At 67.6% G+C, this 22,119-nt stretch carries 18 protein-coding genes; 8 read left to right on the top strand and 10 right to left on the bottom strand.

Annotated elements, in window-relative coordinates; genetic code table 11:
- Nucleotides 1-119: 119 nt before the first annotated feature.
- The 4 genes from EWH21_RS06720 (at nucleotide 120) to EWH21_RS06705 (ending at nucleotide 4,643) form a co-directional block, all read left to right on the top strand.
- A complete protein-coding gene (locus tag EWH21_RS06720; RefSeq protein ID WP_037047024.1) occupies nucleotides 120-818 on the top strand; it encodes a CoA transferase subunit A in 699 nt (232 codons plus the stop codon).
- A gap of 153 nt (nucleotides 819-971) precedes the next feature.
- Nucleotides 972-1,628 carry a CoA transferase subunit B gene (locus EWH21_RS06715; protein WP_037047022.1) on the top strand — a complete coding sequence of 219 codons (657 nt, stop codon included), beginning with the start codon at nucleotides 972-974 and terminating at the stop codon, nucleotides 1,626-1,628.
- A gap of 147 nt (nucleotides 1,629-1,775) precedes the next feature.
- On the top strand, nucleotides 1,776-2,954 hold the full coding sequence (locus EWH21_RS06710) for an acetyl-CoA C-acetyltransferase (protein ID WP_277700101.1): 1,179 nt from the start codon (nucleotides 1,776-1,778) through the stop codon (nucleotides 2,952-2,954).
- 345 nt (nucleotides 2,955-3,299) lie between these two features.
- Nucleotides 3,300-4,643, top strand: coding sequence for a short-chain fatty acid transporter (locus EWH21_RS06705; protein ID WP_037047010.1), 1,344 nt, complete (start codon nucleotides 3,300-3,302; stop codon nucleotides 4,641-4,643).
- 97 nt (nucleotides 4,644-4,740) lie between these two features.
- Here EWH21_RS06705 and EWH21_RS06700 read toward each other — a convergent pair whose 3' ends face one another.
- The 3 genes from EWH21_RS06700 to EWH21_RS06690 form a co-directional block, all read right to left on the bottom strand.
- A complete protein-coding gene (locus EWH21_RS06700) occupies nucleotides 4,741-7,353 on the bottom strand; it encodes a LuxR C-terminal-related transcriptional regulator (RefSeq protein WP_277700100.1) in 2,613 nt (870 codons plus the stop codon).
- A 168-nt stretch (nucleotides 7,354-7,521) separates the two neighbouring features.
- Complete coding sequence (locus EWH21_RS06695; RefSeq protein WP_277700099.1) at nucleotides 7,522-8,889, bottom strand: DUF1329 domain-containing protein; 1,368 nt, start codon at nucleotides 8,887-8,889, stop codon at nucleotides 7,522-7,524.
- A 27-nt stretch (nucleotides 8,890-8,916) separates the two neighbouring features.
- Complete coding sequence (locus EWH21_RS06690; RefSeq protein WP_277700098.1) at nucleotides 8,917-10,710, bottom strand: DUF1302 domain-containing protein; 1,794 nt, start codon at nucleotides 10,708-10,710, stop codon at nucleotides 8,917-8,919.
- 240 nt (nucleotides 10,711-10,950) lie between these two features.
- On the opposite strand from EWH21_RS06690, the gene EWH21_RS06685 reads away from it, so the two are divergent.
- Nucleotides 10,951-11,232, top strand: a complete 282-nt coding sequence (locus EWH21_RS06685) for a hypothetical protein (protein ID WP_277700097.1) — start codon at nucleotides 10,951-10,953, stop codon at nucleotides 11,230-11,232.
- 6 nt (nucleotides 11,233-11,238) lie between these two features.
- Here the strand turns inward: EWH21_RS06685 and EWH21_RS06680 are convergent, their stop codons facing one another.
- From EWH21_RS06680 to EWH21_RS06660, 5 genes are all read right to left on the bottom strand, one after another.
- Nucleotides 11,239-12,387 carry a phosphatidylserine/phosphatidylglycerophosphate/cardiolipin synthase family protein gene (locus EWH21_RS06680; RefSeq protein WP_277700595.1) on the bottom strand — a complete coding sequence of 383 codons (1,149 nt, stop codon included), beginning with the start codon at nucleotides 12,385-12,387 and terminating at the stop codon, nucleotides 11,239-11,241.
- 252 nt (nucleotides 12,388-12,639) lie between these two features.
- On the bottom strand, nucleotides 12,640-12,960 hold the full coding sequence (locus tag EWH21_RS06675; protein ID WP_037046999.1) for a hypothetical protein: 321 nt from the start codon (nucleotides 12,958-12,960) through the stop codon (nucleotides 12,640-12,642).
- A complete protein-coding gene (locus EWH21_RS06670; RefSeq protein ID WP_277700096.1) occupies nucleotides 12,957-14,075 on the bottom strand; it encodes a serine hydrolase in 1,119 nt (372 codons plus the stop codon). Before EWH21_RS06670 ends, EWH21_RS06675 begins: the two co-directional genes overlap by 4 nt.
- Nucleotides 14,076-14,159: 84 nt before the next feature.
- Nucleotides 14,160-14,945 (bottom strand): MBL fold metallo-hydrolase, encoded by a 786-nt coding sequence (locus EWH21_RS06665; protein WP_037046995.1) that lies wholly within the window; start codon nucleotides 14,943-14,945, stop codon nucleotides 14,160-14,162.
- Nucleotides 14,946-15,011: 66 nt separating this feature from the next.
- Complete coding sequence (locus EWH21_RS06660) at nucleotides 15,012-15,902, bottom strand: acyl-CoA dehydrogenase family protein (protein ID WP_277700095.1); 891 nt, start codon at nucleotides 15,900-15,902, stop codon at nucleotides 15,012-15,014.
- 146 nt (nucleotides 15,903-16,048) lie between these two features.
- Here EWH21_RS06660 and olsB point away from each other — a divergent pair, with 146 nt between their 5' ends.
- The gene (gene olsB, locus EWH21_RS06655) at nucleotides 16,049-16,780 is read left to right on the top strand and encodes an L-ornithine N(alpha)-acyltransferase (protein ID WP_037046991.1); all 732 of its coding nucleotides are present in this window, start codon (nucleotides 16,049-16,051) and stop codon (nucleotides 16,778-16,780) included.
- Between the two features lie 116 nt (nucleotides 16,781-16,896).
- A complete protein-coding gene (locus EWH21_RS06650; protein ID WP_134677725.1) occupies nucleotides 16,897-17,670 on the top strand; it encodes a lysophospholipid acyltransferase family protein in 774 nt (257 codons plus the stop codon).
- 10 nt (nucleotides 17,671-17,680) lie between these two features.
- Here EWH21_RS06650 and EWH21_RS06645 read toward each other — a convergent pair whose 3' ends face one another.
- A complete protein-coding gene (locus tag EWH21_RS06645; protein WP_047592037.1) occupies nucleotides 17,681-18,529 on the bottom strand; it encodes a universal stress protein in 849 nt (282 codons plus the stop codon).
- A 157-nt stretch (nucleotides 18,530-18,686) separates the two neighbouring features.
- On the opposite strand from EWH21_RS06645, the gene EWH21_RS06640 reads away from it, so the two are divergent.
- The gene (locus tag EWH21_RS06640) at nucleotides 18,687-21,404 is read left to right on the top strand and encodes a cation-transporting P-type ATPase (protein ID WP_277700094.1); all 2,718 of its coding nucleotides are present in this window, start codon (nucleotides 18,687-18,689) and stop codon (nucleotides 21,402-21,404) included.
- Between the two features lie 61 nt (nucleotides 21,405-21,465).
- Here EWH21_RS06640 and EWH21_RS06635 read toward each other — a convergent pair whose 3' ends face one another.
- Complete coding sequence (locus EWH21_RS06635; protein ID WP_037046980.1) at nucleotides 21,466-22,050, bottom strand: ACP phosphodiesterase; 585 nt, start codon at nucleotides 22,048-22,050, stop codon at nucleotides 21,466-21,468.
- Between the last annotated feature and the right edge of the window lie 69 nt (nucleotides 22,051-22,119).

The following is a 22,119-nucleotide window of genomic DNA, read 5'->3' as shown; positions in this document are numbered from 1 at the left end:
TGATTTATTTACCTGATCAATCAAGAGGAAAAACAAACTTAACAAATAAGCCCGCAGCGATGAAGCTTGGACACAGCCTGGCAGTGCTCCTGCCCCACAACAACAAGAGGCAGCCTCGAATGAGCGGACTCGATAAACGCGTCGGCAGCTATGAAGAAGCCCTGCACGGCCTGCAGGACGGCATGACCGTACTGGCCGGCGGCTTCGGCCTGTGCGGCATCCCCGAGAACCTGATCGCGGAGATCCGTCGCCGTGGTGTGCGCGACCTCACCGTGGTCTCCAACAACTGCGGTGTCGACGGCTTCGGTCTCGGCGTGCTGCTGGAAGACCGGCAGATCCGCAAGATGATCGCCTCCTACGTCGGCGAGAACGCCCTGTTCGAACAGCAGCTGCTCAGCGGCGAGCTGGAAGTCGAACTCACCCCGCAAGGCACCCTGGCCGAGAAGCTGCGCGCCGGTGGCGCCGGCATTCCTGCCTTCTTCACCGCCACGGGTTACGGCACGCCGGTCGCCGAGGGCAAGGAAGCGCGCGAGATCGACGGCCGTCACTACATCCTCGAACCGGCCATCACCGGCGACTTCGCCATCGTCAAGGGCTGGAAGGCCGACCATTTCGGCAACGTGGTCTACCGCCACACCGCGCAGAACTTCAACCCGGTGGTCGCCAGTGCCGGACGCATCACAGTGGTCGAGGTGGAAGAGATCGTGGAACCCGGCGAACTCGACCCGACGCAGATTCACACCCCCGGCATCTACGTCGACCGGCTGATCTGCGGCACCTTCGAGAAACGTATCGAAAAACGCACCCTGCGCAGCTAGCAGGTTGCTGAACGACGTCAGCGAGGCAGTCGATACAAGCTAGGAACAGGCGGACAAGCGCAGTTCACGCGCAGTGAATCAGCACCTTGAGCCCGTTTTCAACGCCGTCGGCCACGCAGGCAGTTCTTCAGCAGCCGCCAAGAGGATAAGAGCATGGCACTAACCCGTGAACAAATGGCCCAGCGCGTCGCCCGCGAGCTGCAGGATGGTTTCTACGTCAACCTGGGCATCGGCATTCCCACCCTGGTGGCCAACTACGTGCCCGAGGGCATGCAAGTGATGCTGCAATCGGAAAACGGTCTGCTCGGCATGGGCGCCTTTCCGAGCGAGGACGAAGTCGACGCCGACATGATCAATGCCGGCAAGCAGACGGTCACCGCCGTCAAGGGCGCGGCGATCTTCGACTCGGCGCAATCCTTCGCCATGATCCGTGGCGGCCATGTCGACCTCACCGTGCTCGGTGCCTTCGAGGTGGACGTGCGCGGCAACATCGCCTCGTGGATGATCCCCGGCAAGCTGGTCAAGGGCATGGGCGGCGCCATGGACCTGGTGGCCGGTGCCGACAACATCATCGTCACCATGACCCACGCCTCCAAGGACGGCGAGTCCAAGCTGCTGGAACACTGCAGCCTGCCGCTGACCGGTTGCGGCTGTATCCGCAAGGTGCTGACCGACCTGGCCTACCTGGAGATCGAGGACAACGCGTTCGTCCTGCGCGAGCGAGCCCCTGGGGTCAGCGTCGAGGAAATCGTCGCCAAGACCGCCGGCAAGCTGATCGTCCCCGAACACGTGCCGGAAATGAGCTTCTAAGTTGTCTACCGTTCCGTAGGCGCCACCACGCACGGCGTCTACGGAACGTTTTTCTACATGGCGGGAGGCACTTCAGCGGCGAGCCTGTCTCGTCGCGGCTCAGCCCCTCCCACGCTACGCGGCCCATCAGCCGAGAGGAGTCATCCCATGCAAGACGTCGTCATCGTCGCCGCCACCCGTACCGCCATCGGCAGTTTCCAGGGCAGCCTGGCCGAGGTCCCCGCCCCCGAGCTCGGCGCCATCGTCATCAGGCGCCTGCTGGAGCAGACCGGCCTCGACGCCGCCCAGGTCGATGAGGTGATCCTCGGCCAGGTGCTCACCGCAGGTTCCGGGCAGAACCCCGCACGCCAGGCCGCCATCCGCGCCGGCCTGCCGCACGCCGTGCCGGCGATGACCCTGAACAAGGTCTGCGGCTCGGGCCTGAAAGCCCTGCACCTGGCGACCCAGGCCATCCGCTGCGGCGACGCCGAGGTGGTGATCGCCGGCGGCATGGAGAACATGAGCCTGTCGCCCTACGTATTGCCCAAGGCCCGTACCGGCCTGCGCATGGGCCATGCGCAGATGCTCGACAGCATGATCGTCGACGGCCTGTGGGACGCCTTCAACGACTACCACATGGGCATCACTGCCGAGAACCTGGTGGAAAAGTACGCTATCAGCCGTGAAGCCCAGGATGTCTTCGCCGCCGCCTCGCAACAGAAAGCCGTGGCCGCCATCGAAGCCGGTCGTTTCGATGCCGAGATCACCCCGGTGCTGATCCCGCAGCGCAAGGGCGACCCGCTCGCCTTCGCCCGTGACGAGCAGCCACGCGCCGGGACCACCGCCGACAGCCTGGCCAAGCTCAAGCCCGCCTTCAAGAAGGACGGCAGCGTCACCGCCGGCAATGCCTCCAGCCTCAACGACGGTGCCGCTGCAGTGCTGCTGATGAGCGCCGCCAAGGCGCAGACACTGGGGCTGCCGGTGCTGGCGAAGATCGCCGGCTACGCCAACGCTGGCGTCGATCCGGCGATCATGGGTATCGCCCCGGTGTCCGCCACTCGCCGCTGCCTGGACAAGGCCGGCTGGAGCCTGGCCGACCTGGACCTGATCGAAGCCAACGAAGCGTTCGCTGCACAGGCGCTGGCGGTGGGCCAGGAGCTGGGCTGGGATGCCGACAAGGTCAACGTCAATGGCGGCGCCATCGCCCTTGGCCACCCCATCGGTGCTTCGGGTTGCCGCGTGCTGGTCAGCCTGCTGCACGAGATGATCCGCCGCGACGCCAGGAAAGGCCTGGCCACCCTGTGCATCGGTGGCGGTCAGGGCGTGGCGCTGGCCATCGAGCGCTGACCCGCAGGGTGGATCACACCCTGCAGACTGCAACAGCGTGGCCCGGATACGATCCGGGGAGGACCTCCCGGCCTGCATCCGGGCTACGTCAAACAGCTCGGCCTCGTGCCGGGCTTTGTCATATCCACTGCAACGCCCAGGCGAAGCCAACCCCAGAGTGCCTGGTCAAAGCCCCAGAACATGTTCGAAGCCTCGCGAGCGGGAGGCATGCAAGGCAAAACAGGCGCAGAAGCGGAGTTTACGAGCAGTAGATGAGCATTCTGAGCAGGTTCTAACCCCGCAGGCCCGACGCGCAGCAGGTTTTCAACAGGCTCTTACACAACCATAAGAAAGAGGCGTCCCCCCATGTTCAACACCCTCACTCGCATGAGCGTGAGCCTGGTACAGAAGTACCTGCCCTCACCTTTCGTGTTCTCCGCATTGCTCACCCTGGGCGTGCTGCTGGCCGGCATCTTCTCTACCGGCCAGTCGCTGCCGGCCATGGTGCAACACTGGAGCGGCGGCTTCTGGACCCTGCTCGGCTTCGCCATGCAGATGGCCCTGATCTTCGTCACCGGCCACGCCCTGGCCAGCGCCCCGATCATCAACCGCCAGCTCGACCGCCTGGCTGGCGTCGCCCGCACACCAGGACAGGCAATCGTCATGGTCACCCTGGTGGCGCTGCTCGGCTGCTGGGTCAACTGGGGCTTCGGCCTGGTGATAGGCGCCGTGTTCGCCCGCGCCCTGGCGCGCAAAGTGGATGGCGTCGACTACCCGCTGCTGGTGGCCTCGGCCTACTCGGGCTTCCTGGTCTGGCACGGCGGTCTGGCCGGTTCGATCCCGCTGTCGATGGCCACGGGCGGACCGGACCTGGCGCGGATCACCGCCGGCATCCTGACCGAGCCGGTGAGCATCGCCGAGACCCTGTTCAGCCCGCTGAACCTGACCATCGTCGCCCTGCTGGTGATCGGCCTGCCGCTGCTCAACCGCGCCATGCACCCGCGCCAGGGGGCCAAGGTGGCCGACCCGGCCAAGCTGGTGGAATCCCGTGCCGAACTGCCGGCGCGTGAAACCCCGGCACAGCGCCTGGACGACAGCCGCATTCTCGGCCTGGCCCTGGTGGCCATGGCAGGCATCTACCTGTTCAACCACTTCGCCAACAAGGGCTTCGTCCTCGGCCTGGACGTGGTGATCGCGATCTTCCTGTTCTGCGGCCTGCTGATGCACGGCACCCCGGAGCGCTACATGCGCGCCGTGGATGAGAGCGTGCGCGGCATCGGCGGCATCGTCCTGCTGTTCCCCTTCTACGCCGGGATCATGGGCATGATGATGGGCGCCAATGCCGACGGTATCTCCCTTGGCCGGCAGATCACCGAGACCTTCATCTCCTGGTCGTCGGCCGACACCTTCCCGCTGCTGGCCTTCCTCAGCGCGGGCGTGGTCAACGTGTTCGTGCCGTCCGGCGGTGGCCAGTGGGCCGTGCAGGGACCGATCATGCTGCCGGCCGCCCAGGCCCTGGGCGTATCCCCGACCGTGACCGCCATGGCGATCGCCTGGGGTGATGCCTGGACCAACATGATCCAGCCGTTCTGGGCCCTGCCGCTGCTCGGCATCGTCGGCCTCGGCGCCCGCGACATCATGGGCTACTGCCTGATCATGCTGCTGTACTCCGGCGTGGTGATCTGCGGCGCCTTCTACTTCATCGGCTGAGCCTTCAGCCTGGTTCCGGCTCGCGATCGGCGCTCCCCGACGCCTCGCGAGCTGGAGCATTGCGAGCCTGCTTCTAGCGCAGCAGGCTGTGCCGAACTCAATCGCCCATCAGCCCCTGCGCCTTGGCCATCGCCACGGCCTGCGTGCGTCGTTGCACGCCGAGCTTGACGTTGATCCGCCGAGCATGGGTCTTGACCGTGTGCAGCGAGATGAACAGGCGATCGGCGATCTCCTGGTTCGACAGTCCCTGGGCGATCAGCTGCAGCACCGCCAGCTCGCGCGAGCTGAGCAGCGCGGTTCCGGCACTGGCCGGCTCATCGACCGCAGGTGCCGGCTCGAACAGGCGCTGGTACAGGCTGCTGCCCGCCTCCCCCGGCAACACCCGCTCGAGCCACTGCGCCTGACGCTGCTGCAGTTCCTGCAACGGCCGTAGCAGACGCAGCTGCCGCGCCTCATCGATCGCGACCCGCAGCAGGGCCTCAGCCGCACTCTCCTGCTGCTGGTGCAGCAGGCACTCCACCAGGGCGATCCGGCACTCGCAGGCCAGGCTGCGGTGGCCGGACAGCTGGCATTCGTCGAGCAACAGGCGCAGCGCATGCTCGGCGGCGGCCCGATGGCCGAGCAACAGGTCGCTGACCGCCAGGTGTAGACGCAGGCGCGGCAGCAGATCGTAGAAACCCGAGGGCGCCAGCTGCTGGCGTTGCTGCAGCAGCTGCAAGGTCTGGGTGAACACCTCGCGCGCCCTGCCGACCTGGTCCTGGCGCAACAGCAGGCGGCCACTCTGTAACTGCAGCACGCCGCGATAGCGCACCTCGGGCACATGCGACCACTGCATGGCCCGCTCGGCCTTCTGTAACCACTGGTAGGCCTCTTCCAGGTCGCCGCGCGACTCGGCCAGTTCCAGCAAGCCCAGATAACCGGAAATGGTGTAGGCGTCCCCGCAATACTCGGCCTCCTGCAGCCCGTGGCGGTAGGCGAGCTGCGCGGCCTCCTCGAGGCCCTGGCGCGCCAGCAGGCTGGCCCGCAACAGCAGCAGACGCCCGACCACCGGGCTGTGACTGAAGCGGTCACGCAGCAGCGCCAGCGACTGCTCGGCCAGTTCGGCGGCGCGCCCGGCCTCGCCCTGCATTTCCAGCAGCAGGCAGTGATCGGTGTTGAGCAGGGCCTCGTAGATCAGGCTGCCATGCAGCCGCGCCAGGCGCAGCCCTTCGTCCAGCGCCTGCTGCGCCTGGGCCAGGGCATTCTCCGCGAGATACTGCTGGGCCAGCGCCTGGTAGCACAGGATGCGCTGCGACCAACCGCTCTCGTCCAGCGCCTGCAACGCCTCCAGGCAGTGCTGGCGGGCGTCGCGGCGGCCGCACTGGCGCGCCAGCACGCCACTGAGGGCCTGCCACTGGGCCAGCAGCTTGCGCTGGCGCCGGGCATCGGGCTGCGGCAGGAAATGCGCCAGCGCCTGGGTGCACTCAGCGGCCTCGTCGAAGCGTGCGCAGATGATCAACGCCCAGGCCTGCAGCACGATCAGCCGCGGCGAACTGGCGAACAACCAGGCAGGCAGCTCCTCGCGCCACTGCAGGAACTGCGCGACCGAGTGCCCCTGCAGCAGTTGCTCCTGGCTGAAGCGCTGCAGGTAATTGACCGCCACTTCGATCTGCCCGGCCTGCAGCGCGTGCTCGACCGCCTCGCGAATGTCGTCGTGCTGGGCGAACCACTGGCAGGCCCGCACGTGTACCGAGGCCGACGGCGGAGCGCCCGGCAACTGCCGCAGTACCTGCGCCAGCGGGTGCCAGAGGCGAAACCAGCTGCCGCTGCTGTCCAGGCTGCGCAGGAACAGCTGACGCCGCTGCAACCCGTGCAGCATGTCGCTGCCGCGCCCCTCCAGCAGGTGTTCGCAGAGCGAGGCGGAGAAGCGCGGCAACAGTGCCAGGGCGTGCAGATCACCGAGCAGCTCCTCGTCCAGCTCGGCGAGCACCTCGCGCTGCACGTAGTCGCGCAACAGCGGACACCCCGACTGCAGGCGCTGGCGGAGCGCCGCTTCATCGGCATCGAGCAGCAGCAGGCGAATCGCCGCCAGCCAGCCTTCGCTGAACTGCAGCAGGGCCTGGCGCAGGTCGTCGGGCAGTGGCAACTGCAGGGTCGCCAGCAGCTCGTCCAGGGCTTCGCCATCCAGCGCCAGATCCTCGCCCTGCAGCTCGAGCAGGTCACCCTGCAACAGCAGGCGCGGCAGGTTCCAGCCCGGGGTGCGGCGGCACGCAACCCACCAAGTCACCTGCGCGGGCGCGGCGGCGAACAGCCGGTCGAGGCAGGCGTCGAGTTCGCCATCCTCGGCGCGCGGGTAATCGTCGATGAATATCCACAGGCGGCCGCTGCGCTGGTGCAACAGCTCGAGCAACGCGGCTTCGCTGTGCTCGTCGGCCGCCAACGGCTGCTGCAGGGCCGCAGCCAGGCGCTTGCACAGTTGCGCGGCGCTCAGCGCACGGCCACCCAGGTCGAGCCAGAGCGGTTCGATCGTGGCGGGTGTCATGCGCGCGCACTGGCCGAGCAGCACGCTCTTGCCCGCACCAGCCGGGGCGCGCAACAGGCGCAGGCGCGATTCACTGGCCAGCAGGCGTTGCACCAGGGCGGGACGAGGCACCACGCAAGGTGGCAGCCGGGGCAGGTCGACAGGTCGCGCCTGCAACGCACCCTGACGGGCGATGGCGAGGGTAGGCATGGCAGCGGTTCTCTCTGTTGTCATTGTTGAACCACTCGCAGATGGTACCCCGCCCATCTGCCATGGCCACCCCATGACGCTTATGGGGCGAGATTCACGCAACCGCGGCCCGATGCAAAAAAGCCGGTGTCACGGGCAGTGACACCGGCTCGTTCAAGGCAGGCCCGCTCAGCGCACGCCGGCGTTACGCAGGGCCGCAGGTGTGAAGTCCTTGGCCGAGGCCTGGGTGCCGTACTGCACCGAGGTCTTCTCCTCGTTGGCCATGCCGATGGCGATGTAGCGTCCGGCGATGATGTCGTACAGCGCTTCGAACGCGTAGACCGGAACCTTCTGCGCATAGTGCTGCATGAGCATGGCCTCGCCGACGCGCCACAGCTGGCCACGCCCGTCGTAGTGCTCGGACAGGGCGATCTGCCAGGAGTCCTCGTCCACATAGAAGCGCCGCTTGGCGTAGATGTTGCGCTCGCCCGCCTTGAGCGTCGCCTCCACTTCCCAGACCCGGTGCAGCTCGTAGCGGATCAGGTCCTGATTGACGTGACCGGCCTTGAGGATGTCCTCGTACTTCACCTGGGGTATGGCCACGCGGTAGTTGTTGTAGGGGATCAGCATTTCGCGCTTGCCCACCAGTTTCCAGTCGTAACGATCCGGAGCACCGTTGAACATGTCGAAGTTGTCCGAGGTGCGCAGGCCGTCAGCGGCAGTACCCGGACCGTCGTACGCCACCTGCGGCGCCCGGCGCACGCGGCGCTGTCCGGCGTTGTACAGCCAGGCCATGCGTGGTTCCTTCACCTGATCCAGCGAGTCGTGCACCAGCAGCACGTTACCGGCCAGACGCGACGGCGCGGTGACCCGCTGCTTGAAGAACAGCAGCGCGTTCTCCGCCTTGTCCGGGTCGATGTCCGGGATGTTCTCGGGGAAGGCCACCTCGTCCTCGAAATGCACCAGGGTGTAGGCCCCGTTGGTCTGCGGCGACGCCTGCACGATGCTGCGCTTGAGGTTGCCGCCGCGGTAGCGGGTGATGTGGTTCCACACCACTTCCAGGCCGTTCTGCGGGATCGGGAAGGCGTAGTAGCGGCTGTCGGTGAAGTCGGTCAGGCCGTTGCCGCCATCGCGCAGGCCGGTCTTCAGCGCGCTGGTCCTGGCAGCGGCGTAGATGCTGTCGGGCAGCGCCGAGCTGCGATGGGTCGGATACACCGCCATGCGGTAGCTTTCCGGGTAGCGCTTGAACATCGCCAGTTGCCCGGCAGACAGCTGCTCGCGGTACTGCTCCAGGTTCTGCGCGGTGATGGTGAACAGCGGCTGCTCGCTGGCGTAGGGGTCACTGAGAAAACCACGCGCGTCGACCTGCCCGGCATCGCTGGCCAGGCCACCGCTCCAGGCGGGGATGCTGCCGGCGGCGTTGCCGGCCATCTCCGCGCCCAACGGCGTCAGGCTGCTGCCGAGCTTGGCCGCCTCGTCCGCGCTGACCGCCGCCAGCACGCTGCTGGCCAACAGGCTCAGGGAAAGTACGCCGAGCATCTTCAGGGTTGTATTCATCTGCATTCCTCAACTGATCCTGATGGCCTAGAAGCTCACGCCGAAGCTGAGCGCCAGGAAGTCGCGGTCCACCGCGACGTTGTAATCCCCGCCGAAGAAGTCGGTGTACGACAGGCTGGCGGTGTAGGTATTGCGGTAGTCGGCGTCGATACCGATGCTCACCGCCTTGGCACCCTCGTTGAACAGGCCGTTGGGGCCGTAGCCGTCGACGTCGTGCGACCAGGAGATGTTCGGCTTGAGGTTCACCCCGGCGATGGCGTTGCTGTATTCCCAGATGCCGCGCACGCGGTAGCCCCAGGAGGTACGGGTGACGAAGCCATGGGTGTCGCCACGGAAACCGTAGGCGCCGAACAGCGAGTCACGCCCGTAGCGCAGGTCTTCGCGGCTCTCCAGGCCACCGACGTGGGCCATGCCGACCTCGCCCACCAGGGTGAAGCGTCCGGCGCCCATCACCTGATCGAAGAAGTGGGTGAAGGTGGTCTGTAGCTGGGTGACCTCCTTGCGCCGGTAACCGATGTTGTCCTGCCCTGCCCCGGCCGAGACCGGCGCGGTGCCGGGCGCGATTGGGTTGAGCAGGCTCAGGGTCATGTCGGTGGTGTTGATCTGCAGCGGCATGTTCGGCCGGTAGCTGACCTCGCCGCTCCAGGCGGTGCCGGTCGGCAGGGTGGTGGCGAAGCTCAGGCCGTAGAGGCGAATGTCTTCCGGGTACTCCAGGAAGTACTTGCCGTTGCCCAGCATCACGCTCTGCGCGAGACCAGTCCCCGAACCGGGAGAGATGCCATTGGCGGTGGCGATGATGTTGGGCAGCGCGGCCAGCGTCGCCAGGCTGGCATTCTGCGTGCCGACGATGGGTGTGCGGCTGTGATAGTTCATGAAGTACGCGCCGTACTCGGTCTCGTCACCCAGCCAGCGCAGGGCCACGCCCCACTGACCGCTGTCACGCGCATCGCGATCCCCCGCACGCGGCAGGATCACCCCTTCGGAATCCACCTGGAAACCCTGGCCGAAGGCCGCTGCCACCGGTTGCAGCGGCGCGATGGCCGGCGAACCGATGTGATAACCGCTGTCGCAACCGTCGGCGGCGACGTCGGCGGTGGAGAAGAAGGTGCCGCAGTTGTCGATCACCGTCTGGTCCCACTCCAGCTGGTAGAACGCCTCCATGCTCAGCTGATCGCTCAGGCTCTGCGACAGGTAGAACATGTTGACCGGGATCAGGCCTTCCTTGAGCTCGGCCCCTGGCCGGCGGAAGGCGGCCACGTCGATGGGGTTGATCGAGTTGATGCTGTTGCCGATGAAGGTGCTCTCACCCCAGCTCACCACCTGCTTGCCGAGCCGCACGGTGCCTGGCAGGTCACCGATCGTGTAGTTGTGGTAGACGAAGGCGTCGAGAATCTCGGCGCCGGCGGACTTGGCGCCTTCCTTGCGATTGTGCTCGTCGATGTCCTTGAACAGACGGCTCTCGTCCTTGAGTTCGAAGTCGTACCAGTACTTGCCACGCACGAAGACGCCGGTGTCGCGATAGCGCAGCTCCAGGTCATGGGTGCCCTTGAAGATCTTCGAGAACGTCTCGCCCTTCTTGAAGTTCAGGCGACCGTCGTCGCCGGTCTGCGCCTGCCCCTGACCGCCGTTGTTCGGCCCGATCAGGTCGCGGTCCGGGCTGCGCATCGACCAGCTGGCGCCGATCGACAGCGAGCTGTCGAACTGCCCTTCGATCTCGCCGATGTTGAAGGTGACGGCCTGCGCCTGCGCGGCGAAACCGACGGCGACGGCCAAAGCCAAGGTGTGCGGCTGGAATAGTCCGGGCCCTGTTGTTCTTGTCATGCGGGTCTCCTGAAGTGGGGTACAGCTGCTAGGAACCCTACGCAGCGGCCGCGACCCGGTTAAGCGCACCAAGGAGGGATTTCATCTGTCGCTCGAAAGGATGAATGGCGCCCTGCAACGGGCCTGTGCGCGGTGACCCAAGCGCGATGAATGACGGACCATCAAAGGGACGGGGAACTTTCCCCCGGGCGACCGAGCAGGCATGCTGCGCACCTACGCATCACGGGAGCGACACGATTCATGGAGATACTGCTGAAACTCTGCGCCTCGCTGGCCCTCGCCATGGGCGCGATCTTCGCCTTCCTGCCCGGCGCGTTCGGCCTGCTCAACTTTCGCAACGAACAGCGCCAGGCCTGGCTCAAGCACCTGGCGACGCTGAGCTGGTGGCTGCTGCTGCTCGCCCATCCGCTCGCGCTCTACCAGCTGTGGCAGGCCGATACTCCCTATCGCTGGCTGTTGCTGCCGATGGGCCTGCACCTGCTGTTCTTCGGTGTGTTCGGGCGCAACGTCAGCACGCGCTGAAGTGCTTCAGCGCCAGCGGTCCAGCAGGTTCACCGCCAGCCGATCCAGCCAGCCCCACAGGCGTTGCTGGGCGCGACGCCACCAGGGCCGCTGCTGCCAGTCGTCGAGGGTGATCTCGCGGCTGACGGCGAAATCCTCGATGAAGCACGCCGCCACCGCCTGGGTGAAGCCCGGATCGAGTGCCTCGACGTTGGCGTCGAGGTTGAAGCGCAGGTTCCAGTGATCGAAATTGCACGATCCGACACTGACCCAGTCGTCCACCAGGACCATCTTCAGGTGCAGGAAACGGGGCTGGTATTCGAAGATGCGCACGCCTGACTTGAGCAGCTTGGGGTAGTAGCGCTGGCCGGCGAAGCGCACCGGCGGGTGATCGGTGTGGCGGCCGGCCAGCAGCAGGCGCACCTCGACACCGCGCGCCGCCGCCCGACGCAGCGCTCGGCGAATCTTCCAGGTGGGCAGGAAGTACGGTGTGGCCAACCAGACGCGCTGGCGGGCCCCTCGCAGCGCCCGTAGCAGGGACAGCAGGATGTCACGGTGCTGGGCGGCATCGGCGTAGGCCACGCGGCCCAGGCCAAGCCCTGCCGGCGGGCAGTCCGGCAGGCTCAGCGCCAGCGGCTGGTGCTGCGGACGCCAGGCGAAGCGCGCCCGCCACTGGTGCTCGAACAACTGCTGCCAGTCGCCCACCAGCGGCCCTTCGATCTCCACCATGACTTCGTGCCAGGGGCTGCGCGACTCGCTGGGCAACCAGAACTCGTCGGTGGCGCCCGTGCCGCCGACATAGGCCAGGCGGCCATCCACCAGCACCAGCTTGCGATGATCCCGATGAAAGTTGCGCACGCCACGACGCCAGCGCAGCGGGTTGTACCAGCGCAGTTCCACCCCAGCCGCCAGCAGGCGCTCACGCGCCGGCGCTGCCAGCCCCGCCGCACCGTAGGCATCGAACAGGCCGCGCACCCGCACGCCACGGGCAGCGGCCCGGCACAGCGCGTCGACCAGGCGCTCGCTGCACTGGCCATCCTCGATCAGGTACAGCTCCACCTCCACCTGCTGCGCGGCTGCGGCGATCGCGGCCAGCATGCGCGGGAAGAACACCGCACCATCGAGCAGCAGCTCGAAACGGTTGCCCGCCCGCCAGGGATAGATGGTGCCGCGCAACGCCACGCTCAGCGCCCCCGGCCGCAGGACAGGATGCTTGGCCCCTGTGGCAAGAGGAACGCCCGCAGCGCCCCGTTACAGGCGGTGACGACAGACAATGACGGGAACGGCGAATGGCGCATGAGGGCTCGGAAAACGGCATGACCGGTCGGCCACGATAGCCGCCATGGGCCGCCTTGCAAAGCCCGCGCGCCCGCGCCTCGCCGCCCGCTGGCGCAGTCCCTGGAGCGCGCCGTCAGGCCGCGTCAGGCGTCACTCGTTCGGCAGCAGCTGGCAGCCCTGGCGCGCGCCCAGCCACGCGGCGCTGTGGGTACGCCCCAGGCCGCTGGCGGTCACGCGCCTGGCGTCTTCGTCGTCGAGCAGGCTGCTGATCGGCACGTACTGCTGCACGTAGCCTTCGCAATAGGCCGCCGGGTTGCCGCTGACGTAACGGCAGGAGCAATACTCCTTGGCCGTGTAGGCGCCGATGATGTCGGGGAAGGCCGCCAGGTGCTGGCGATTCGCCCAGGCCCAGGCCAGCAGCACGAGGAGCAGCAGGACCAGCACGCTGAGCAGCGGATGACGACGGATCATGGCTGTACCTCCGCGGCGAAGGCCGCCTGCACGCGCTTGAGCAATTCGTTGTGCTGGAAGCTGCCGTCGCGGTCATCGGCATAGCGCACCACCACCAGGTTCTCCTTCGGCATCACGTACAGGCCCTGCCCCCAGTGCCCCAGCGCGGCGACCGTATCGCTCGGCGCGTCCGGCCACGGTCGCGGCCGGCCCGGCAGCTCGGGGTTGAGCCACCACTGACCGCCGGGTACGGCATCACCCGGAGCGACCCCCTGCGCCATGTAGGCGGCGAAGGGCGTGGAAACGAAATCGACCCAGGCCGACGGCAGCAGCTGCCGTTCGCCCCAGCGCCCGCCGCGCTGCATGAGCAGGCCGATGCGCGCCAGGTCACGGGCGGTCATGTAGGCGTAGGACGAGGCGATGAAGGTCCCGCTGGCATCGCGTTCCCATGCCGCGCTGGTGATGCCCAGCGGCTCGAACAGCGCGGTCCAGGGATAGTCGGCGTAGGCCTGCTGCCCGAGCATGCCGCGCAGGGTGGCGGCCAGGACATTGCTGTCGCCGCTGGAATAGCGGAAGCGCGTACCGGGCGCGGCGTCGGCCGCATGCGCAGCGGCGAACGCGGCCATGTCGCCACGCCCCCGGGTGTAGAGCATGGCCACCACCGACGACTTCAGCGGCGCGTATTCGTAGTCCTCCTGCCAGTCCAGACCCGAGGCCCAGTTGAGCAGGTGTCCCATCTTGATCTGCGGGTGCTCGGCCATCGCCGGGTAGTACTGCGCGGCCGCTGCATCGAGCCTGAAGCGTCCCTCGCCATAGGCCACGCCGAGCACGGTGGCGAAGACGCTCTTGGCCATCGACCAGCTCAGGTGCGCGGTCTGCGCCGTGGTCGGTTCGGCGTAGCGCTCGTAGACGATGCGGCCATCGCGCACCACCAGCAATGCGTCGGTACGAATGCCCGTGCGCTGGGCATCGTCACGTTCTGGGAAGGCATAGCGCTCCAGCTCGGCGAGGGCTGGCGTCTGCGCCGCAGCCTGCACCTGCCAGTCGGGCTGCGGCCAGTTTTCCGCGTGGGCGGCGCCGGCAAGCAGGCTGAAGCCGAGCGTCAGGCTCAGGCGGCGAAGAGAACGGATCGACATGGCGGGCCTCGGTTTAATGACCGAGGCGCACCCTAGCATGCCGGCCACGACAGCTTGAAGCGCCTATTGCGCCATCTGCCGGACTCATCGGGGCAGGCAGTAATCCTCGGGTCCCATCAGGTCGAGGCCACACTCGAGGTTCTCGATCCAGTAGAGGAAGGCGCTGATCATCTCCGCCCCCACGAAAGGCCGGCCGTGCTGCGGCACGATCATCGCCACATCCATCTCGCGCACCATCGCCGCCCACAAGCGACATGCCTTGTTGCCGGCCATGTAGCGACGGTGGAAGCCCTCCATGTTCGGCACATGGTTGACGAAGTCACGCACCGGCGTGGCGTCGTCGACCATCGACGCGCCCATGTCGCCGGAGAAGAGGATCTTGCTCACCGGGTCATACAGCTGGAAGTTGCCCACCGAGTGGAGGAAGTGCGCGGGCACCGCCTTGAGCTTGCACTTGCCCAGCGGGATGCTCTGGCCACGGTCCGGCAACGCGATGATGCGGTCGTAGGTATTGATGCCACGGCTCAGGGCCAGGTAGTTGGCTGTCAGGTGCGGCAGGAAGCGGGCCCACAGTTTGGAGCAGATGACCCGTGCGCTGGTGTGCAGCAGCCACTTGTCCAGGGACGCGATGATGTCCGGGTCCTGGTGCGAGGCGAAGATGTAGGTCAGGTCCTGCACGCTGATGTGCTTGGACAGCTCCAGCGACAAGGGGGTGTACGTCAGGTCACCGCCCGGATCGAGCAGCAGGTACTGCTCGTTGTCGGTGATCAGGAACTGGTTGGATTGCACGCCCTCGCCGCTGACCAGGTCATCGAACATCAGGCATTGGTGGCTGCCGTTATCGAACAGCACGATGGGCTCGCGGCGCATGGAAACCTCTCGGAAAAAACGCGAGGCCACATTAATCCCATGCCCAGGGGCCGGCACTGATATGGATCAACAGCCGGCGACAATCCGTCGCGCTTTCTCCAGGCGCTTGCTGCGCGCCGCCTCGGCAATGCGCAGCAGGCCCTGGTCGCGCTGCCACAACCCGGCCCAGTGCGCCGGGCCGGCGGCCAGCGCCGCATCCAGTTCGCCGGCCAATGCCTGCTGCTCGGCGAACAGGCCAGCCAGCAACAGGTGCGTAGTGGCCGCACTGGGCGCCTGCCGCGCCACCTCGGCGCAACCGGCCAGCAAGGCCTGCAGGCGCAGCAGCAGGGGGTCGGGCCAGGCGCACTCACGCCCCACGCCGGACAGCCACGCGGTCACGGCGGTCAGCACGTGCAGATCCTCCAGGGTGCGGAAGGGTTTGACGTAGTCGTCCCAGCCATCGCCGGCCAGACGCTCGCCCTGCGCCTGATCCAGGTGCAGGCGGGCATGGCCGATGTCGGGCATCAGCGGCAGCGCCGGCAAGGGTTCGATGCGCACACCCGGTGCACCCTGGCGAACCACGCCGAGGGCCAGGCGCGGCGACTCGTCCGCCGCCTCCTCGCGAGCGGCCACCAGCAGCCAGTCGGCGCACTCGGCGGCGGTGACGAAGTCCTTGCGGCCACTGACGTAGAGGCCGTAGATGCGCGTGTTCATGTCCGCCGGGCGGGTGCTGCGGTTCTCCGTCACGCACAGGGCGCCGGCCGTCCACGGCGCCGCGGGCCAGAGCACCCGCAGCGCCGCCTGGTAGCCGGCAAGAAAGGCCAGGCCCGGCGTGGCCGCGCGCAGGCCGCCGACCAGCGCCAGCTCGAACGGTGCCGGCGTCCCCCCCAGGCTGGCCAGCAAGCGGCCATACCAGTCCTCCAGGCCCTGCTCCGCAGACAGACGCTCGACAGGCTGAAACAGGCTCGACCAGGGCATCGCAGATCTCCTTCGGCAGCGCCTCGGGCGCCGTCACATAAGCATCAAAAAAGCGTCACGGTGATGACACCACACCGACCTAGCCTGAGCTTGCCCAACAAGATCGACCGGCTGCAAGTAGCCAGCCGGCACACGGAGGATCAGGCATGACTCAAACCGCTCGCCGTCTGCAGGCCGAACGCCTGCAAGGCCCCGCCGCCCTGCGTGAAGCTCAGGCCTTGCGCTACCGCGTGTTCAGCGCGGAATTCGACGCCAAGCTCAACGGTGCCGAACTGGGTCTGGACATGGACGACTACGACATTCACTGCCGCCATATCGGTGTGCGCGACATGCAGAGCGGTGAGCTGGTGGCCACCACCCGCCTGCTCGATCACCAGGCCGCTGCCGGCCTGGGCCGCTATTACAGCGAGGAAGAATTCGCCCTGCACGGCCTGACCAGGCTGGAAGGTCCGGTACTGGAGATCGGCCGTACCTGCGTCGACAGCGCCTACCGCAACGGCGCCACCATCGCCGTGCTCTGGGGCGAGCTGGCCGAGGTCCTCAACGAGGGCGGCTATCGCTACCTGATGGGCTGCGCCAGCATTCCCATGCAGGACGGTGGCATCCAGGCGCAGGCGATCATGCAACGCCTACGCGAGCGCTACCTGTGCACCGAGCACCTGCGCGCCGAACCCAAGCACCCGCTGCCGCAGCTGGACCTGCCGGGCAACGTCATCGCCGAGATGCCACCGCTGCTCAAGGCCTACATGCGCCTGGGCGCGAAGATCTGCGGCGAGCCCTGCTGGGACCGCGACTTCCAGGTGGCCGACGTGTTCATCCTGCTCAAGCGCGACGAGCTGTGCCCGCGCTACGCCCGCCACTTCAAGGCCGCGGTCTGAAACGCGCTGGCGGCGGCGCGCCCTGCCCGCCGTCGCCGGCAGACAATCCGGCCGGCCATCGCCAAACGCTGTCATCCGTGGATAATGCCGGCACTCGTTTTCAAGCGGAGGCCTCGATGGCCAAACTGCGTCTTTCCCTGCGCCTCTTTCATCTGGCCCTGGTGATCGCCTTCGGTGCACTGCTGGCCGGCGTCGTCAGCCTGTGCGAGCGCGTCGCCCGGCATGACCTGATGCCCTTGCGGCAACGCCTGACCCGCTGGTTCCTCGCGCGCCTGGGCGGCGCCCTGCCCTTTCGCGTGACGGTCGCCGGCGAGCTGCCTGCGCAGCCGATGCTGTGGGTGGCCAACCACGTGTCCTGGACCGACATCCCGCTACTCGGCGCCCTGCAGCCGATTTCCTTCCTGTCCAAGGCGGAAGTGCGTGCCTGGCCGGTGGCCGGCTGGCTGGCGCACAAGGCCGGCACCCTGTTCATCCGCCGAGGCTCGGGCGACAGCAACCTGATCGGCCAGCAGATCGGTCGTCACCTGCAGCAGGGTCACAACCTGCTGATATTCCCCGAGGGCACCACCACCGACGGCCTGGCCGTGCGCACCTTCCATGGCCGCCTGCTGAGCAGCGCCATCGACAGCGGCGTCGCCCTGCAGCCCGTGGCGATCCGCTACCTGCGCGCCGGCCAGCCCTGCCCGGTGGCGCCGTTCATCGGCGACGACGACATGCTTTCGCACCTGCTGCGCCTGCTGTCCAGCCCGGCGGGCGAAGTCGAGATCCGTCTCCTCGAGCCGATCCCCAGTGCCGCGCGCAGCCGCAACGAACTGGCGCGCCACAGCCAGGCGATCATCGCCAGCGCCCTGCAGGCGGACCTGCCGCTGGGTCAGGCCGAAGCGGCCTGACCCGACACCCTCAGGCGGCTGGCGGAACGATCAGCGCGTCGCTGTCGATCGTCGCCAGCAGGCGGTTGGCCACGCTGCCCAGGAAGAAACGCGAAACGCCCTCGCGCGCATGCGTGCCGAGCACCAGCAGATCGCCGCCGGACTGGCGCAGGGCCTCGCCGACCACACCCTCGGGCGAACCTATCTGTACCAGCAGGCGTTCGTGATCGAGGTTCACCCCGACTTCGGCCAGCCGCTCGCTCACCTGCTGACGCTGCACGTCCCGCTGGTCCTCCAGCACCTCGGCGCTGATCCCGACCTCCATCACCGCACCGGCGGCCACCGGCTCGACCGCGCTGGCGACATGCAGCTGCTCCGGCACCAGCAGGCCCAGCTCACGCGCGCGCACCAGGGCCTGTTGCGCGGTCCGCGAGTGGTCCATCGCCAGCACCGCATGGCGGTATGCATGCGTCACCGGACCGTTGACCCGCAGCACCGGCAGATGGCTGCTGCGCACCACCCGCTCGAGCGTGGTGCCGGAGAAGAAATCACGCAGCGGTGATTTGCGGTGCGCACCCACCACCAGCAGGTCGGCGCCCATGCCCTGGGCACTCTCGACGATGACCACGTCCGGCTCGCCGGTGCCGACCAGTACCTGCGGACGGCAACCCGCCTGCTCGGCCAGTCGCTGCGCCTGGCTCTGCAACAGAGTCTCGGCTTGCTGCACCTGGCGCTGGACGATCTCGACCGGCGCGTCGTCATCGATCACATGCAGCAGGCACCACTCGCCACCGCCCTGCTGACGGATCAGTTGCACGGCGCGCTGCACCGCATGCGCCGAGCGCTCGGACAGGTCGGTCGCTACCAGAATCTTGATCATCTCGTTTCCTCCATGCGTTTAACACCGAGTTACATTCAAGCCTCTCCTGACCCGCCACTCGTTGATGCAAGTCAGGTCGGGGGCGGTAAAGCCAACTAGGGTATCCCTGACGATTCGCTCGGCCGACGGATGCGGCCCACCGCAGGAGACACGCCCCATGGGCAACCGCCCCTCTGAACATAGTGACCGCGCCTGGCACGAATTGACTGCACAGCAGGCCCTCGATGCGCTGCACAGCACGCCGGGCGGGCTCGACAGCGAGCAGGCCCGGGTGCGCCTGCAGCAGCACGGCGCCAACCGCCTGCCGCCCCCGCAGAAGCGCGGCCCGCTGCTGCGCCTGCTCTACCAGTTCCACAACGTGCTGCTGTACCTGATGCTGGGCGCCGCGCTGATTGCCGCCCTGCTCGGCCACTGGGTCGACACGGCGGTGATCCTGGCGGCGGTGCTGATCAACGTGGTCATCGGCTTCATCCAGGAGGGCAAGGCCGAGAATGCCCTGAACGCCATCCGCGACATGCTCTCGCCGCACGCCATGGTGCGCCGGGACGGCGAGCGCCACGAGATCGATGCCGAGCAGCTGGTTCCCGGCGACGTGGTGCTGCTGGTCTCCGGCGACAAGGTGCCGGCCGACCTGCGCCTGCTCAGCGTGAAGAACCTGCTGGTGGAAGAAGCGGCGCTGACCGGCGAATCGGTACCGGTGGAAAAGTCCGTGGCGCACTGCCGCCAGGACGCCGCCCTGGGCGATCGCCGCTGCATGGCCTACTCCGGCACCCTGGTCAGCAGCGGCCAGGCCAGCGGGCTGGTGGTCGCCACCGGCGCGGACACCGAGCTGGGCCGCATCGGCGCCATGCTGCAGCAGGTACAGGCGCTGTCCACCCCGCTACTGCGGCAGATCGAGCAGTTCAGCCGCTGGCTGGCGGTGATCATCCTGATCCTCGCCCTGGCCACCTTCATCCTCGGCACGTTCTGGCACGGGCAGAACCCCGGTGACATGTTCATGATGGTGGTGGCGCTGACCGCCTCGGCGATCCCCGAGGGCCTGCCGGCCATCATGACGGTGATCCTCGCGCTCGGCGTCCAGCGCATGGCCGGGCAGAACGCCATCGTGCGGCGCCTGCCGGCCGTGGAGACCCTGGGCTCGGTGACGGTGATCTGCTCGGACAAGACCGGCACCCTGACCCGCAACGAGATGACCGTGCAGCGCGTGGTCAGTGCCGAGCGCGTCCTCGACGTCAGCGGCGTCGGCTATGCGCCGGAGGGCGCCTTCCATCTGGACGGCCAGCTGCAGGAACCCGACCACGCCCTGCTGGAAACGGCGCGTGCGGCGCAGTTGTGCAACGACGCCCGTCTGCAGCAGGACGCGCATGGCCACTGGCGGCTGCACGGCGACCCTACCGAAGGCGCGCTGCTGACCCTGGCGCTCAAAAGCGGCCTCGACATCCAGGCGCTGCAGGCGCAACTGCCGCGCAGCGATGCGATTCCGTTCGAATCCGAGCATCGCTTCATGGCCACCCTGCATCACGACCACGCCGGCCAGGGCCTGGTCTACCTCAAGGGCGCCCCCGAGCGTCTGCTGGACATGTGCGCCAGCCAGCGCCTGGCCGATGGCAGCGATGCCCCGCTGGACGCCGACTACTGGCGACGCCAGGCCACCGACCTGGCCGCCCGTGGCCTGCGCCTGCTGGCCCTGGCCAGCAAACCGGCGGCGGCCAGCCAGCGCACCCTGAACTTCAGCGACGTGGAGACGGGCCTGACCCTGCTGGCACTGGTCGGCATCATCGACCCGCCGCGAGAGGAAGCCATCGCCGCCGTCGCCGAATGCCAGCAGGCCGGCATCCGGGTGAAGATGATCACCGGCGACCACGCCGAAACCGCGCGCGCCATCGGCGCCCAGCTGGGCATCGGCATCGGCCTGCCGGCGATGACCGGCGCCGAGCTGGAGCTGCTCGACGACCGCCGCCTGCGCGAGGTGCTGCCTGGCGTGGAAGTCTTCGCCCGGGCCAGCCCCGAGCACAAGCTGCGCCTGGTACAGGCCATGCAGGACAGCGGTGAGGTGGTGGCGATGACCGGTGACGGCGTCAACGATGCCCCGGCGCTGAAACGCGCCGACGTCGGCGTCGCCATGGGCCACAAGGGTACGGAGGCGGCCAAGGAGGCCGCCGAGGTGGTGCTCGCCGACGACAACTTCGCCACCATCGCCGGCGCCGTGCGCGAAGGCCGGGCGATCTACGACAACCTGAAGAAATTCATCCTCTTCGCCCTGCCGACCAACGGCGGCCAGGCGCTGATCGTGATCTTCGCCATCCTCTTCCAGGCCGTGCTGCCGCTGACCCCGGCCCAGGTGCTGTGGATCAACATGGTCACCTCCTGCACCCTGGGGCTGGCCCTGGCCTTCGAGCCCAGCGAGCGCGGGCTGATGCAGCGCGCCCCGCGCGCCCCCGACGAGCCGCTGCTGTCGGCCTTCTTCGTCTGGCGCGTGCTGATGGTCTCGGTGCTCATCGCCAGCGCCGGCATCGGCCTGTTCCTCTGGGAGCTGGAACTCGGCAACAGCGTGGAAAGTGCCCGCACCATCGCGGTCAACGCCGTGGTGATGTGCGAAATCTTCTACCTGTTCAACAGCCGCAGCCTGCTTGGCCCGGTGCTCAGCCGCGAGGGGCTGCTGGGCAACCCGGCCGTGCCGCTGACCATCGCCCTCTGCCTGGTGCTGCAACTGCTGTTCACCTACGCGCCGCCGCTGCAGGGCGTGTTCGGCTCCGAGAGCATGAGTGCCGACGAATGGCTGCGGGTGCTGCTCGCCGGGGTGACGCTGTTCATCGTCGCGGAACTGGAGAAATGCCTGGTGCGGCGCTGCGGCCTGCATGCCCGGGCGACCTGAGCAGGCGGATGCATCGCCAGGCGCTGCGCCTGGCCGCCTGGGAGGCACTTGCACGGCGACGCTAGCGCACAGCGTTCAGCTCGGCCTCGGCAAAGGCCATCAGCTCGGGGTAGAAGGCACGAAAGTCGTCGCTGAGCGGCACGTACAGCCGCTCCAGCTCGACCAGGCTGCCGTCGAGCAACTGCGGTCGTGAAAGACGCCGCTGCATGCCGGCAATCACCTGCTCGAGCACGGCGAACTCGCGATAGCTGCCGAGCCAGTCCTGCGCCGCCATGCGCGGCGCCATCAGCGCCAGACGCCCCGGCAGCGCCGGCTCGGCGGCCAGTACCCGGTACACCTGCCCGGTGAACTGCTGCAGCGGCTGTTCGGCGTAGTCCTGCCAGTCGCGCGCCAGGCAGTGGTCGAAGAACAGATCCAGCAGCATGCCCGCCATGCGTCGTCGCTCGAGCGGGAAGCGCGCCCGTGCGCGCGCCTGCAGCGGATGGCTGTCGGTGAACGCATCGATACGCCGATGCAGGCGGATGGCGGCCTCGATATCGGCGGGCCACTGGCCGTTCAGCGGCCCTTTGACGAAGTCGCCATACAGGCTGCCGAGCAGTTGCGCTCGCGTGTCGCCACCCAGGTGCAGATGAGCCAGATAGTTCATGCCACGAGCTTAGCGCCAGACGCCGGACAATCGAAGCCGTCGATGGCGACTATCGGGACAATCGATCTG

Origin of the sequence: Pseudomonas sp. REST10 (genome assembly GCF_029542605.1) — a bacterium.
Classification (GTDB): domain Bacteria; phylum Pseudomonadota; class Gammaproteobacteria; order Pseudomonadales; family Pseudomonadaceae; genus Aquipseudomonas; species Aquipseudomonas khazarica.
This window is presented reverse-complemented; position numbering and strand designations above follow the sequence as displayed.

Coding starts and splice junctions, on each gene's coding strand:
- EWH21_RS06700 (WP_277700100.1), bottom strand. CDS start 7,353: ATGCCTACCCTCGCCATCGCCCGTCAGGGTGCGTTGCAGGCGCGACCT.
- EWH21_RS06675 (WP_037046999.1), bottom strand. CDS start 12,960: ATGATCCGTCGTCATCCGCTGCTCAGCGTGCTGGTCCTGCTGCTCCTC.
- EWH21_RS06690 (WP_277700098.1), bottom strand. CDS start 10,710: ATGACAAGAACAACAGGGCCCGGACTATTCCAGCCGCACACCTTGGCT.
- EWH21_RS06720 (WP_037047024.1), top strand. CDS start 120: ATGAGCGGACTCGATAAACGCGTCGGCAGCTATGAAGAAGCCCTGCAC.
- EWH21_RS06695 (WP_277700099.1), bottom strand. CDS start 8,889: ATGAATACAACCCTGAAGATGCTCGGCGTACTTTCCCTGAGCCTGTTG.
- EWH21_RS06710 (WP_277700101.1), top strand. CDS start 1,776: ATGCAAGACGTCGTCATCGTCGCCGCCACCCGTACCGCCATCGGCAGT.
- EWH21_RS06705 (WP_037047010.1), top strand. CDS start 3,300: ATGTTCAACACCCTCACTCGCATGAGCGTGAGCCTGGTACAGAAGTAC.
- olsB (WP_037046991.1), top strand. CDS start 16,049: ATGACTCAAACCGCTCGCCGTCTGCAGGCCGAACGCCTGCAAGGCCCC.
- EWH21_RS06685 (WP_277700097.1), top strand. CDS start 10,951: ATGGAGATACTGCTGAAACTCTGCGCCTCGCTGGCCCTCGCCATGGGC.
- EWH21_RS06645 (WP_047592037.1), bottom strand. CDS start 18,529: ATGATCAAGATTCTGGTAGCGACCGACCTGTCCGAGCGCTCGGCGCAT.
- EWH21_RS06715 (WP_037047022.1), top strand. CDS start 972: ATGGCACTAACCCGTGAACAAATGGCCCAGCGCGTCGCCCGCGAGCTG.
- EWH21_RS06635 (WP_037046980.1), bottom strand. CDS start 22,050: ATGAACTATCTGGCTCATCTGCACCTGGGTGGCGACACGCGAGCGCAA.
- EWH21_RS06670 (WP_277700096.1), bottom strand. CDS start 14,075: ATGTCGATCCGTTCTCTTCGCCGCCTGAGCCTGACGCTCGGCTTCAGC.
- EWH21_RS06650 (WP_134677725.1), top strand. CDS start 16,897: ATGGCCAAACTGCGTCTTTCCCTGCGCCTCTTTCATCTGGCCCTGGTG.
- EWH21_RS06640 (WP_277700094.1), top strand. CDS start 18,687: ATGGGCAACCGCCCCTCTGAACATAGTGACCGCGCCTGGCACGAATTG.
- EWH21_RS06665 (WP_037046995.1), bottom strand. CDS start 14,945: ATGCGCCGCGAGCCCATCGTGCTGTTCGATAACGGCAGCCACCAATGC.
- EWH21_RS06660 (WP_277700095.1), bottom strand. CDS start 15,902: ATGCCCTGGTCGAGCCTGTTTCAGCCTGTCGAGCGTCTGTCTGCGGAG.